Origin of the sequence: Mesorhizobium sp. Cs1299R1N1 (genome assembly GCF_037179655.1) — a bacterium.
GTDB classification, from domain to species: domain Bacteria; phylum Pseudomonadota; class Alphaproteobacteria; order Rhizobiales; family Rhizobiaceae; genus Mesorhizobium; species Mesorhizobium salmacidum.
This window is the reverse complement of record NZ_JAPYKR010000001.1, coordinates 44,163-57,461: the sequence shown is the minus strand read 5'-3', so window position 1 is coordinate 57,461 and position 13,299 is coordinate 44,163. Positions and strand designations below refer to the sequence as shown.

General features: G+C 57.7%; 11 protein-coding genes and 1 pseudogene. 10 read left to right on the top strand and 2 right to left on the bottom strand.

Features of this window, described 5'->3' with window-relative positions; all coding sequences use genetic code 11:
* Positions 1 to 58: 58 nt before the first annotated feature.
* A pseudogene (locus O7A70_RS00305) lies at positions 59 to 531 on the top strand (IS30 family transposase); the annotation flags it as partial.
* A gap of 721 nt (positions 532 to 1,252) precedes the next feature.
* Here O7A70_RS00305 and O7A70_RS00300 read toward each other — a convergent pair.
* Positions 1,253 to 1,555 carry a hypothetical protein gene (locus O7A70_RS00300; RefSeq protein ID WP_337138467.1) on the bottom strand — a complete coding sequence of 101 codons (303 nt, stop codon included), beginning with the start codon at positions 1,553 to 1,555 and terminating at the stop codon, positions 1,253 to 1,255.
* A 232-nt stretch (positions 1,556 to 1,787) separates the two neighbouring features.
* On the opposite strand from O7A70_RS00300, the gene O7A70_RS00295 reads away from it, so the two are divergent.
* From O7A70_RS00295 to O7A70_RS00260, 8 genes are all read left to right on the top strand, one after another.
* A complete protein-coding gene (locus tag O7A70_RS00295) occupies positions 1,788 to 2,930 on the top strand; it encodes a helix-turn-helix domain-containing protein (RefSeq protein WP_337138465.1) in 1,143 nt (380 codons plus the stop codon).
* Positions 2,931 to 3,302: 372 nt separating this feature from the next.
* On the top strand, positions 3,303 to 4,952 hold the full coding sequence (locus O7A70_RS00290; RefSeq protein ID WP_337139016.1) for a putative bifunctional diguanylate cyclase/phosphodiesterase: 1,650 nt from the start codon (positions 3,303 to 3,305) through the stop codon (positions 4,950 to 4,952).
* A 152-nt stretch (positions 4,953 to 5,104) separates the two neighbouring features.
* Positions 5,105 to 5,647 (top strand): ubiquinone biosynthesis methyltransferase UbiE, encoded by a 543-nt coding sequence (locus O7A70_RS00285; protein ID WP_337139015.1) that lies wholly within the window; start codon positions 5,105 to 5,107, stop codon positions 5,645 to 5,647.
* Positions 5,644 to 6,822, top strand: coding sequence for a methyltransferase domain-containing protein (locus O7A70_RS00280; RefSeq protein ID WP_337138463.1), 1,179 nt, complete (start codon positions 5,644 to 5,646; stop codon positions 6,820 to 6,822). The genes O7A70_RS00285 and O7A70_RS00280 overlap by 4 nt, the downstream gene beginning before the upstream one ends.
* Positions 6,819 to 9,185, top strand: a complete 2,367-nt coding sequence (locus tag O7A70_RS00275; RefSeq protein ID WP_337138461.1) for a SpoIIE family protein phosphatase — start codon at positions 6,819 to 6,821, stop codon at positions 9,183 to 9,185. The genes O7A70_RS00280 and O7A70_RS00275 overlap by 4 nt, the downstream gene beginning before the upstream one ends.
* A gap of 1 nt (position 9,186) precedes the next feature.
* Positions 9,187 to 9,747: a slr1658 superfamily regulator gene (locus O7A70_RS00270; protein ID WP_337138459.1), complete on the top strand. Its 561-nt coding sequence runs from the start codon at positions 9,187 to 9,189 to the stop codon at positions 9,745 to 9,747.
* Between the two features lie 18 nt (positions 9,748 to 9,765).
* Entirely contained in the window at positions 9,766 to 10,104 is a 339-nt protein-coding gene (locus O7A70_RS00265) for a slr1659 superfamily regulator (RefSeq protein WP_337138458.1), read from the top strand.
* Positions 10,105 to 10,456: 352 nt separating this feature from the next.
* Positions 10,457 to 11,125, top strand: coding sequence for an ATP-dependent DNA ligase (locus O7A70_RS00260; RefSeq protein ID WP_337138457.1), 669 nt, complete (start codon positions 10,457 to 10,459; stop codon positions 11,123 to 11,125).
* A 210-nt stretch (positions 11,126 to 11,335) separates the two neighbouring features.
* On the opposite strand, the gene O7A70_RS00255 is transcribed toward O7A70_RS00260, so the two are convergent.
* Positions 11,336 to 12,445, bottom strand: a complete 1,110-nt coding sequence (locus O7A70_RS00255; RefSeq protein WP_337138456.1) for a TauD/TfdA family dioxygenase — start codon at positions 12,443 to 12,445, stop codon at positions 11,336 to 11,338.
* A gap of 352 nt (positions 12,446 to 12,797) precedes the next feature.
* Between O7A70_RS00255 and O7A70_RS34155 the strand changes: the two genes are divergently transcribed.
* Positions 12,798 to 12,962: a hypothetical protein gene (locus tag O7A70_RS34155; RefSeq protein WP_442921145.1), complete on the top strand. Its 165-nt coding sequence runs from the start codon at positions 12,798 to 12,800 to the stop codon at positions 12,960 to 12,962.
* The last annotated feature ends 337 nt before the right edge of the window (positions 12,963 to 13,299 follow it).

Here is a 13,299-nt window from a genome sequence, read left to right as displayed (position 1 = left end):
GCACTACTGCCGAGCCAAAGGAAGATAGCTCCGAGCCATTGGTCAGGTCGAGGCGGCGGATCGTGCCATACCAGGCCATTGGGAGGGTGATTTGCTCGCCGGTGCGAACGACACCAACATCGCCACCCTCGTCGAGCGACACAGCCGGTTCACGATGCTTGTGAAGTTGACCAGAAGGGACTCGGCGACCGTCGTGGCGGCTCTCGCCCAAAAGATCGGCACATTGCCCGAAGAGTTACGACGCTCGTTGACTTGGGACCAGGGCAAGGAGATGGCTCGTCACAGGAGCTTTACCGTCGCAACCGACCTACAGGTCTACTTCTGCGATCCGCGCAGTCCCTGGCAACGCGGCAGCAACGAAAACACCAACGGCCTGCTCAGGCAGTACTTCCCCAGGGCAACCAACTTCTCCCAAGTCTCGCAGGACCAGCCCGACGCCATCGCTCTGCGTCTCAATCAGCGCCCCCGAAAAACCCTGGACTTCGAAACGCCGGCCGATAGGCTACAGAAGGTGTTGCGATGACCGGTTGAACCCACCGGCGCAAAGCTGTCATTGCAACGGGAAAGTCCGCTTCGGGGCCGGCAGCGGACAGGCAGCTTCTGGCGTCCAAAAAGCACTGGCAGACATTTAAGTGGGTTGAAGTCGCTAATAAGTGGGTTGAAGTCGCTAACTGGCCCAACACGCCTGCCAAGATCACGGCCGATAAGTCTGCTGGCACGAAACAAATCTCAATCAGCGCAGGGAGGGTATTGGAACCACCCATGAACTCATGGCCGCGCTGGCTTTCCGAGTTCTCTGACTTGGCCACAATGCGTCGCGACTGAACGGATTCATGCGGCGAGCCTTGGATTATCGCGTCTATCTATCCCCTAATAAAACGTCTGGGCCACCTTTGGGCAACGTGTACTAATGCCCGATTCCCGCAGCCTTTTGCCGCCGAGACCTGACCGCCTCGAGCAGTGCGCACTCGCTGGTGTGAGCATTTCGAAAAACGGCCACAACCATTACCGCCAAGATTTCGGCGTCCGGGTCCAAAGGGTCGAGATGTTCATCCGCGCAGATCCGTTCGAACACCCGTTCGCAAACAGCCAGATCATGAGGGCTGAGGCAGGTGCGATACAAATCCCGACGCAGCATCTGGGCGAACCTTTCAGAGCCCGCTACCCGTTCTTTCGGCGGGCTTTTTGCTGATGAACCGCTAAAGCGATGGCTGTATAAGTGCAATATCGCCCGCAGTGCACCGAAATCATTTTACTTGCTGCCTGACGATTGCTCTGTTACCAAACCTAGAATGATCGCACACTCGCGGGCTTTATATTGTCCGGCGATCATAAGGCGGTAGTAATCTTGTCGCTTGTGTTCCGGAATTTGGAAACCGCGCCGAAATTCCGCTGCTTCCTTTGGAGTTCGAGTGCAACCGAGCTTACTGGCGGTGACTTTCAAGCTCGCCAGTGAGCATCCGATCTTTGCCGCAATATTTTTCAACGGCTCGTTGTTATCGTATCCGTCAAGAATTATCCTGCGACGAGTTTCGCTATCGAGTTTTATGGTCATTTCGGTGGTCTCCTCAACCAGTATCCGACGATGCTCGTTTCTATACGCATCAGATTGAAGAGTGTCGTTGGCTTCGCATCCAGAAACTTATCTCGGAATGCATTTCTTGCCGTAATCCAGCGTGATCGTCCTTTCGGTCGACTCGAGTTCACCAGCCTTGCCAGATGCCTGAAGTACACCACATGATTGAGAGGGGCATGGAGCATACCCGATTCGGATATGGCGCCACGCGATGGACACTAACAGGCAGGACGAGCCCTCTGCGGGGCAGCCGCGGGACCGTGATCGGCGTCGTTGGCCACGCCAAGGTCAAGCCCACAAAGAGAATGCGCCATCGCTCGCGCCGGCGTTCGAACCTCTGCTCTTTTCAACGCTCGAACTGGCGCTAGCGGATCAATTCGCCGCTTGGCAAGCGCATATGGCGCCGCTTGTCGAGGTCAGATTGCCGGATGACAAATCGTTGAACGATGGCTTTCCCGCCGACCACACGGCTTGGAATTTCGGTGGAATGCTGATTGTTCAACAGCGCGCGCCAGCACACAGCTACGTGCGCTCCACCGCGAAGCTTCGATCCAGTTCCATTGATCACTGGTATATTGTCTTGCCTCGTACTGGCCGGTCGTGGACGGAGGTCGATCGCCGCGTCGCGGAAAACCAGCCGGGCAGATTGGAGATCAGATCGCTTGGCTATCCGTTTCGAGGGAGAATAACGGACTCGGAAAGTCTCTTCCTCTACCTGCCACGTGATTTGTTCTCGGACGCGGCGTCAACCCTCGACGCAAAGAACAATTCAATTCTGTCCGGCAACTTTGCCAACCTCTTGGTGGACTACCTCAGCAGCATCGAAGGAAGAATGCGCAATCTCACGGCTGAAGATCTGCCCCGCATCGTTCACGCGACGCGCAGCATGATTATTGCCTGCCTCGCGCCTCCGGCGGAACATGCCGCGGCCGCCGAACAATTGGCGAGTGTTGCGCTGATGGAGCGAGCGCGTCGATACGTCCAACACAATTTGGACGCTGCTCATCTGACACCGGATTCAATGTGCCGGGCGCTCGGCGTCTCGCGCTCTCGTCTCTATCAATTGTTCGGACCGAGCGGTGGGGTTCTCCATTACATACAAAGCCGTCGCCTTCTGGCATCCCATGTCGCGCTCAGCGATCCGGCGGACGGCCGGCGCATTGTTGAAATTGCGGAAGCCTTCGGGTTCAGTTCAGCGGCTAATTTCAGCCGAGCATTCAGCAAGGAATTCGGTTACAGCCCCCGCGAAGGCCGCAGCGCTGTGGTGTTGCCGCGCCCCACCCACTCCGTTTCGACTGCCGGACACGACGAGGCCCCTTCCTTTGAAGGTTGGCTGAAGGCGCTCGGCAGCTGATTGCCGGATCGGAATGTTGATGCGGGCGGGTCACATAGGGGCGGGAAAGATCACGCCGCCGCATGAATCAGAATATTTCGTGTCCCGTCCACCGCGCTATCAGTCATATAGCCAATCCCGGTTTATTAACCAACTGTTCATCCTTATCGCCGCCAGTCACAGGAAGCTTGCCTTGCCCGCGATTGTTGTTGAGATTGCGAGTTGAAGGTATGCGAAGCTTGACAGTCATGCTATTTCTGGACTGGGGACGCAGATTCTTACCGCCTATGGAGGTGGCTATTGCACCCGGAGGCAACAGGGGTCGGCACGGAGAGGGAGGGGCCTTCCTCAGCCGATGCACCACGTCCCGGCGAAGCGCTGTTCGCTGACCTTTTGGCGTACACGACCGAATTTTTGTCGTTTTATGATCGCGACTTCTGTCTGACGCACTACGCAGCCAAACTCAAAGGCGTGTACGGAAGCGCGGTGGTGCCGGGTGCCGCCGTTTGGGAGATCTACCCGAGTTTCCTCGATGCGAAGTATCGTGACGAATTTCTTCGTGTGTTCCATGGCGGCTCACCGGCAAGCATTGATTTGCCACCATCATCGGATGAATCGCCGCGGTCCGCTTTCGTCTTCGCCACTGCAAATGGCGTGGGAATCATCGAATCAAGGGAGCGCGATGGGCGGAGCGTGGTAGAGGAGCAAGAGCATGTAATTCTGCTCCATCAAGCGACGCACGACGTGCTGACCGGACTACAGAATCGCCGGCGATTCGGCGATCGGCTGCAGCGGGCAATGGCCGCCCTCGGCGGATCAAAGCCGAAAGCCGCCCTTCTGCAAATCGACCTTGACGATTTCAAAGCGGTCAACGACACGCTCGGCCATGGCGCAGGCGACACTCTTCTTCAACTCGCCGCGGGTCGTATCCGCGACGCGTTACAGGACGGCGAATCCGCATACCGGTATGCCGGCGATGAGTTCGCTGTCATCCAATTGGGAAAGGAGCAGCCCGCAGAGGCTCAGCGCCTCGCCGGATCGCTGGTCGACGCTTTCAAGAGCCCGTTCGTCATCAACGGCATTCCCGTCTTCGTCGGCTCGAGCATCGGAATTGCTTTCGGGCCGGAGCACGGGACCGATGGCGAACAGTTGATGAAAGCCGCCGACATTGCTCTTTACGCGGCCAAGACAGACGGACGCGGCTGCGCTCGAACATTCAACCGCTCGATGCTGCTCTTGCTCGAGCAACGCGAGAATCTGAGACGCAGCCTTCGAACCGCGCTGGCGCGGGGCGAGCTTTATTTGGAGTATCAGCCGCTCATTCGGCCTCCCTCCTCAGTGGTCGGTTTCGAAGCGCTGCTGCGGTGGCGACACCCCGAGGTTGGAATCATTCCGCCCAACGTGTTCATACCGATCGCCGAAGCCGACGGTCTGATGGACGACATTGGACGATGGGTGCTCGAGGAGGCCTGTCGCCAGGCAATGACGTGGCCTTCCTCGCTGACAGTCGCAGTGAACCTGTCACCAGTTCAGTTCCTTAGCGGTTCGCTGACGGACACCGTCGCTCAGATCATCGACGCAGTCGGAATCGAAGCCGACAGACTTGAACTTGAGATAACCGAGACGGTCCTGCTTGAGAGGACGATCGACAATATCGACACACTGAATACGCTGAACGTCTTGGGAATACGAATTTCCCTCGACGATTTTGGAACATACTACTCATCGCTAAGCTACCTCAAGAACTTTCCCTTCGATACCTTGAAGATCGATCAATACTTTATCACGGACCTGGACACCGATCTCAAAAGCCAAACGATCGTGCGATCAATCATGAATCTGGCACACGGCCTGGGAATAAATGTCACTGCCGAAGGGGTCGAGACGTCGGCACAGGCAAGGTGGCTGATCAAGGAAAATTGCGATTGTCTGCAAGGTAATTTCCTGGGGCGGCCACTTGGCGTCGAGGCGGTCAGCGATTTCATCAGGCAGTCCCCGCTGAGAGTGGTACGGCCGATGGAGCGATCAAATCGGGCGCTCTAGCGCCTTGCACCCTTTGTTAACGGTGAAGTGGAGATTTGCAGAACGATCAAGGCAGATACCGCGCAATTCTTCGAGTCGGTGCGAGACTGACTGATCAGGTGCGCGGTGACCCTTGTCCTCGCGGAGGCCATCACCCCGAGGATTCAACAATGATGGAGCAAGTGAGGAAGCCAATGGGAACCGTTCATCATCACCTGGCTGGCGAGCCGACCTTTGCACCGATGATCCAGATCGACATGGAAATCAAAGCTTTTGTCTCCGCTTGGAAACTTTGCGACTATGTCTCGACATACATGGCCCGGATGATCAGCCAAAACAGGTCAGACTCGGTCCATCATTCAAATCTCTTTTCTGCTGCCTTAAATGAATTGCTGGAAGTCGCCTTTCGCACGCGCCATGCCGACGGCGAACTGGCATGCAAGGTGTCTCGGCATGGCGGAACGGATAGAATCGAGTTGACATTTCCTTGCGTGCCTGAGGAGCGGCAATTCTACGAAGAAGCCGTGTCGCAACTCGCAGGAAAAGAGGCCACAGAGCGATACCTCAATTCGGTGTCTGGGGATCTCGCGCCCAGCCGTGATGTCGTACTCCTGGAACTGGCTGTGGACTACAACGCGACACTCTGGATCGAGGAAGCCGAGGGCGATGCAATCAAGCTTGTCGTGGATCTTCCGCTGGAGAGCTTGCAAAATTGAGCCCTTACGACCTTCTCCCGCGCTTCAAGGTGCAATACGACGCCAATAACCAGGAGTTTTGCATATCGGGAGTGGTCCGGCCTCAGGCGATTGATGAGCTTGGGCCCAGCATAGCGTTGCTTCGCGATGCGATCGGCCGCGTGCGCGGCGTTCTCTACGTCAATGTCAGGCGCCTGACGCAGATGAACAATGCTGCGTTTCACACCTTTTCGAGAATCATCATCGACGCTTGTCGCGCTCGACCCGATCTCAAATTCGTCGTCATCACGTCAAGCGTCGTCGGATGGACCTCGCGAAAATTCGGTCGCCTGAGCGGCATAGAACCGAACATCACGGTCGAGGAGTATGACACCGAATTCTATCCGGGGCAGGGTTTCCTTGAGGAAGGCGGGTTCGTACCGATCCTGCGCACTCAGACAAAGATGACATGGCGCCACGAGCGCGCAATCTTGCCGCGACACGGCATGAGGCCCGGGATCATTATGGCTGACATCTGTTGCGGAATCGGTGATTTCGCCGTGCTCGCGCAGAAGGAGTTTCAGCCATCGCGGATCGTCGCCCTCGATCACTCCATGTCAAGCCTGAACTATGCTCGACGTGTGATGCGGGAGTTCGACATCCGGGGCATCGAGTATACCTATGGCGATGCGTCGGAGATGCTGCTCGATGAAGGGCAGTTCGACTTGGTCACCTGCCGACATTCCCTGCAAATCTTCAATCGACCTGAACTTATCCTCAAGGAGCTCTACCGTATATGTAAGCCAGGCGGGCGGGTCTATATCACCAACGAGAAGAATTCGCATTGCCTCGGCGAGCCGCGCGCCGAAAGCATTCGCTGGACCTACAACGAGGTGGCGAAGCTCTTCGGGCATTTCGAGATGGACGTCGAGCTTGGGCCCAAGAGCCGGCGATACCTGGTGGAAGCCGGATTCGACGACATCCGCGTGGAGACCTTCATGGTCACTAACCTGGACGGCGATCCGCAGGACTTCGCCGACGTCATTGCGGCCTGGTCGGATGTCTATGCGGGCGAGATGGCGACCAAGCGCGGCGATGGACCGGAGTTCGTCGCACGGTTCCGGCAGGGCTTCGAGGACCACATTTTCGCTGCGCTCCACCCCAAGGGTTATGCGGGCTGGCCCATCTGGGTCGCATCGGGGCGACGGCCGCAATGAAAGCAGACGATGAGCGTACACCGCGCTTCGGCCTGCGCTCATTTCGAGCAAAATTCGTATTGGTCGTTGGCGGCGCCGTACTGTTCGACCTCCTTTTGAGCGGTGGCCTGGCGCTTTGGAACGTTCAAAAGCTTTCGCGCGATGCCACATCGGAAGTCGGCGAGGGCCTTACGACCGCAAATCAGGAATACATTCGTTCCTACGCCGAATCGACAGCGCTGAGCGTCGACCTGCTGCTCGATCGAGTCCATGGCGACGTCAAGGCCCTGGCCGGCGTGCTACAGGCTCAAATCGACGATCCAGGCCGGCAGCAACAGGTCGGAGCCACGCTTTCGGAGGAGACGCCCGGCTCCATGAAGGTGGTCTACGACGCGCGTGGCGATTGGGCGCAGAACCTGCCGGGCGCGCCTTCCGTGGTCAGCGTCTGGGGCTACCTGCTGGGCGCCGACCACACTCCGCTGCCAAGCGTTCAACGGGAAATAGAAGACAGCACCGTGTTGGACCTCGTTGCGCCAGCGCTCATGGCCAGCGGGGCGTCCAAACTGCAGATGTACTATATTGGTCCAAAAGAACGGCCGATCTTCAGGACGGTACCGTATACGGACCAGGCACAGACCTTCGACCGGCTTTACCCAGGGCACAACAAGGCGGAGTTCTGGGAGTTTTTCTTTCCCGGAATCTATGGATCATGGCAGCAATGGGCCAGGGATTCGGCCTCGCGTCCGGTTCCTGACGATATCACCCAGACAGCGCCTTACACGGACGCGATCACGGGAAAGCTGATCGTCAGCTTTTTCCACCCGTTGTGGACGCGCGATCGCACCGGCATCGCCGGTACGGCGGGAGCGGATATCACTCTCGATCAACTCGCGGAAGTCGTCGAACGTGTGAAGATCGCTGAAACCGGGTTCGGCTTCCTCACGATGTCGACCGGCAACGTGGTGGCGATCAATCCGTCGGGGCAAGCGATCATCGGCCTGACGTCATCGAGCGATGCGGGCGCCCAGGGCGTCACCGGCCTGGAAAGATCCCTGCGGGGAAGCACGCAGCCAGCTATCGCGTCGCTGCCTCTCGACCAGAACAATGACGGTGTCATTCAGCATATCATGCTCGATGACAAGGGCGAACGCGTACCCTACATCGTTGTTCTCAAAAGATTGAAGCCGACCAATCTGTGGAGTTCTGGACCAATCAAGTCCGAAATGATGTCGGTCGGGATCGTCGTTCCCGAACGGGAGATCTATGCATCCCTGTTCGCCGCGCAGAAGAGTATTTCCCGCGCGACCAACCGTATACTGCTCTTCCAGATCGCCGCGATCGCCGTTTCGCTTCTGATTGTTTTTGCCGCTGTGCTCGGAATTTCGAAGCGAATCACTGCGGGCCTCAGAGCGCTTGCCAGCGCTGCCCAGCGGCTCCAGTCCAAAGACTATTCAGTCCGCGTGAGCATTCCAACGCGCGACGAGGTTGGAGCGGCAGGGATCGCCTTCAACCGGATGGCCGAGCAGATCAGCTTTCACACGGAAAACCTCGAGCAACTCGTCGACGAACGAACCAAGGAACTCGGGGACGCAAATCAGGAGATTTCCGCGCTCAACGAAAAGCTCCAGGACGAGAACGTCCGCCTTGGTGCCGAACTGGCGGTCGCCAGGCAGATCCAGATGATGGTCCTGCCGAAGCAAATCGAACTCGAGGCGATTCCGGGGCTGGAGATCGCAGCGTACATGCGGCCAGCCGACGAGGTCGGCGGCGACTATTACGACGTCCTGCAGAATGGGCCACGGGTCAAGATCGGCATCGGCGACGTCACCGGTCATGGTCTCGAGAGCGGCGTGCTGATGCTGATGGTCCAATCCGTTGCACGCGCGTTGCAGGAGACCAACGAGGGGGATCCGCACCAGTTTCTCGATCGATTGAACAGGGCTATCTACAAGAACATCGAGCGGACGAACAGCGGCAAGCATCTCTCGCTGGCCTTCCTTGACTTCGAGGACGAGCGGGTAACGCTATCCGGCCAGCATGAGGACGTTCTCGTCGTGCGTGCGGATGGGGCAGTCGAACGTATCGATACGATTGATCTGGGTCTGCCGGTTGGCCTGGAGAGCGACATCTCGAAGTTCATTGCCACTCGTGACATCCTGTTCGGGAGCGGCGACGTGATCGTGCTCCACACCGACGGTGTGACCGAGGCCGAGGATCAGGACAAAACTCTGTTCGGGTTCGAGCGCCTCTGCCGGAGTGCGCAAAAGCGTCACGGCAGCAGCGCCGAGGACATCAAGACCGGCATCATCGACGATCTGATGGCCCATATCGGGATCCAGAAGATCCACGACGACATTACCCTCGTAATCATAAGGCACACATAGCATGACAACGCTGTTCGGGACCCCCGATATCGCGATCGGAATGAAGGAGAGCATCAGTCGAGTGCGGCTGTTCGACGGCCCTCTCGACTTAAGTTGGCGTCATTGTGCCACGACCTCAGACTTCATCGCCGATCTTTTCGCGTTGCGCTTCCGATCCTCCCGCAATGACTACATGGAAGTGCGGCACAGCATTGGATATCTGGTCAACGAACTCATCGAAAATGCCGTCAAGTTTCGTGCACCGGGTGAGATCGTGATCGAGGCGTCGATGGATTTGGAGTGCTTCAAGCTCAAGGTGTCGAATGACGTCGATGGCGAAGATGCGTCTGAGTTCCAAAGCCTCCTGGCGGACATCACGGTTGGCGACCCTATGGACCTGCTAATACAGCGAATTGAAGCCAATGCCGCCAACCCCGGCATAGGAGGCTCCGGACTAGGATTGCTGACGTTGATGAGCGACTACGGCGCGCGCCTAGCTTGGATATTCAGCGCCGCCGACGAAAGCGATCGGATTTGCGTGGAGACATACGCCTCCATTCCGATCTCGCAAATTCACAACTAGATGAGACGATGCCAAGCTATGGAAATCAAGACAGACGACTACCGCGTGTGGACTGAAGAAAGCGAAATTTTCTTTTATGGCACAATGCGGCTTGCAAGTTCTGACGCCGGTGCGCCTATCGCGGCGTTGGCGGCCAGTGTTCTTGCCTCGAAACCCGCCTGTATTACGCTCAATCTGAAGGACCTTCACTTCCTTAACTCTTCCGGCATCAACCTGCTGGCGAAATTTGCCATCGAGGTGCGCAAGCATCCCGATGTTCGGCTTGTCGTGCGTGGAACGCCCGATATACCCTGGCAATCGAAATCATTGCCTAATCTGAAGAAGCTGCATCCTGCGGTGGTGCTTTTGATGGACTGACCAAGGTTGTCCGAAAATCGCAATCCAGGAAAGCATCAACGGTTCCCCGATTGACCTAAAAACAAAGAGAGCGGTGTGCGTTTCCGTGAACTGACGAACGGCAAGAGCTACGTAGGCTGGCGGCAATCCGGACAGCATTAAGCCGGTCGGGAACGGTGTAAGAGCCCCGCACCGAGCGAGATATGTACGCCAGGACAAGTATTAGGATGCGAAGCTAACGACAAATCGGCCTTGTGCGCAGATGTTCGCAGCGGCTTGGCGGGGGCTCGGCACAGGTGGCGGGCATCATGTTGGGGTGCTGTCGTGCTGCCTGTGCCGGTCAGCCGCCGTTGCGCGATCAAAGGTGGCGTCATTGAGTAACCGTGCCAAGGTCAATGGCGGCCGGCTGGAGTTTATTCCGCCGCAGATCCCGATTCGTGTGGATCTGCCGCCTGCAGATGAGGGATGGGTCCACGAGCCCAATCTCGACGGCTACCGAACGCAGGTCATCATTGATAATGGCGGCGTCCGACTTTACAGCAAAAACGGCCGTGACTGGACCACGAAATACTGGCTCATCGCACTGGCCGTCGATCTACCATGCCGGACTGCCATTCTCGACGGTGAGGTCATTGTGCCACGCGAGCAGGAAGACCCCGATTGCCCTGCGCTGGAAAGCGCGATCTGGAACGAGCCGAGCCGGCTGGTGTTCGTTGCGTTTGATATCCTCCATCTCGACGGCCGCGATCTAGCCTCCCTGCCGCTGCTGCGGCGCAAGGAGGCGCTGCGGCAGCTGGTTGAGCCTGGCCTCGGCAAGATCCAATACAGCGAGCATTTCGAGGGCAGTGCGCTTGCGGTCTTCCGCTTCGCCGGCAGGATGGGACTCGGAGGCATCATCTCGAAGCGCGCTGACAGCCGCTACAGGAGCGGACCGTCGAGCACATGGTTGCTGAGCGTCGACCACCGCATCTGGCGCAACCGCGGCCTCAGCATAGGCACCAGCAATGTCCGCTTTGGTCGGCGGCCATCTCGGCCGAAATGACCGACATTGGGCGCATTGCAGAACGGCGGCAATTGGGCGGCGGGTTCAACCGATCGTCGCAACACCTTAATCTGAGAGGATGAGGTGTCGGATGGTGACGTCACGGATCTGGTTTACATCAGCGCAGACGCCGTGCGGTATTGCCCGCGCGAAAGAACCGGCCGACGTCGAACCTTTCGGCAGGTCGATGTCATTTTGCGTTATCCTTCTCTATCGCGAGAGGACGCGAATGCGGCTTAGAAACTCACCACGATCGACATAGCATCCCCGCAAATGTCTGCGCCCCGTATTCGGGTTGAACGCCTCCCGGCCATGCAGCACCCTGCGATTGTCGAAGACCGCCATCTCGCCCGCCTTGAGGCGATAGGAAATTCGGAACCGCGGGCTGCGGATCATCATCATCAGTTTGCGATAGGCTGCATAAAACGACACGCAGATCTCCGAGGGAAGATCGATCACATCGACAAGATGGGCATTGAACCGCAACTCTGTCACTTCGCCCCGCCGGTTAGTAACAATCACCGGAAATCTTCCGCGCAGGTCATACTCTCTGTCGTGGAAACGATATGGGATCTCGATCTCGCATAACAAACGGTAGGCTTCCGGATCTTCGGTCTGCAACGCCGCTACGACTGCAAACCCGTCCGCAAAAATCGAGCCCCCGCCTTCAGCTCCGTTCGCGATGCAGTGCAGGAACTGATAGCCCGGCGGCAGCTCCTGGTTTGCGAGATCAGTATGTAGCGGGAGTGCGACCGGCGTATAAGCCAAGTTGTTCGGATTTGGCATCGACACGACTTCGAACATGGTGCCAAAGTTTGTCTGGCGCCGGAAACCAATTCGTTCCGCCATGCGCCGCCCCGCGTCTGGATCATCAGCAAGCGAATCGACAATCGAGAGCCCGTAGGCAGCCGTCGCCTTCAACCAGACAAGCAGACCGGCGTCGTCCTGAAAGATGTCTCCGGCAGATCGACCCGGTATCGAATCGAGCTCGATTGAGCCGTCCCAAAGTATCGGAGCGATATCGGCCGGATCGTTCCGCTTTTTGCCCGGACGATAGGATTCAAAGAACTGACGGGGAAATTCCTCTTCATCCTTTTGCGACCAGACGATTCTTACTACGCCGTTTTTCTCCTCTACGCGGAGAGGTCTAAGCGATGTATCTACGCTGGTCAGGTCAAATACGCGCTCCTCGGTTACTGGGTGAAACGCCGATGGCGCATTGTCCTTTAGCCAAAGCCACGGATAGCCGACAATTTCGCCGGACGAAAAAGTCACGGCAAGGAAAGTCTTCCGGGCTTGCACGGAATGCATGGTGTTCATGGTGGTGTCTCTCCGAACAGAATTCTGAAATCCGGCTGATCAGGCCCACGGGCCATCAAAGCTGCGGCGGTGGCCACCACAAACTCGGTTTCCCATAGCGATGGGACCCAGGATTTCGGTTCGGTTCCTCGAGCACTTTGCGCTCCACGTTGGCAGCTAGGCCGGCGCTGATGCACTAGCTTGATGAGCATATTGACGATACCGGTCAATTGGCGGCGGTGTCCAGTCAGGACTGGGACCTTCCGAGTGCAAGGAATCGCTCTTGCGCGACCAAGGCTTGCTTCTCACGCCCCTCGGGGCACCCTTACTCTTGTTTGGGGGCCAGGGGCGATCGGCATCCGCGTAGTTAGGATTGAACGCGATTGTGCGCCGGTCTTCCTTGCGTCTCAACCGCGAACTGCAACGCATCGACGGCGCTGGGAAACTCGATCAACAGACTGTCGCCCGCGGTGCCGACCAGCCGACCCTTGAATTGCGCGATCTTTGGATCGATTACTTCGGCGCGCAGTGCTTATAGATGGAAGAGAGTCCCGGCCTCCTCGGCCCGCATCAAACGCGAGTAGCCAGCTACGTCCGCTGCCAAAACCGCCACAAGCTTTCGTTCCGGACGCGCCACGATGCCTCCGTCAGTTGCTATAGCGCAACTAGCCACCAGAGAGCATCCGCTTTAGCGCCAAAAGGCTTGGCGGATGGAGATCGCTTTCAAGGCGGCCGTCATCGGAGGGGGTACCCAGCGGCCGGCCCACTGAGCCATGCATGTCGATGAAGAAGGCCGCCCGTTGTGAGGAAAAGATGCCGTTGAAGCGTGAAATCTCGCTCCCTTGTTCGGCTGGTGTGATCGGTCGACCTGACCC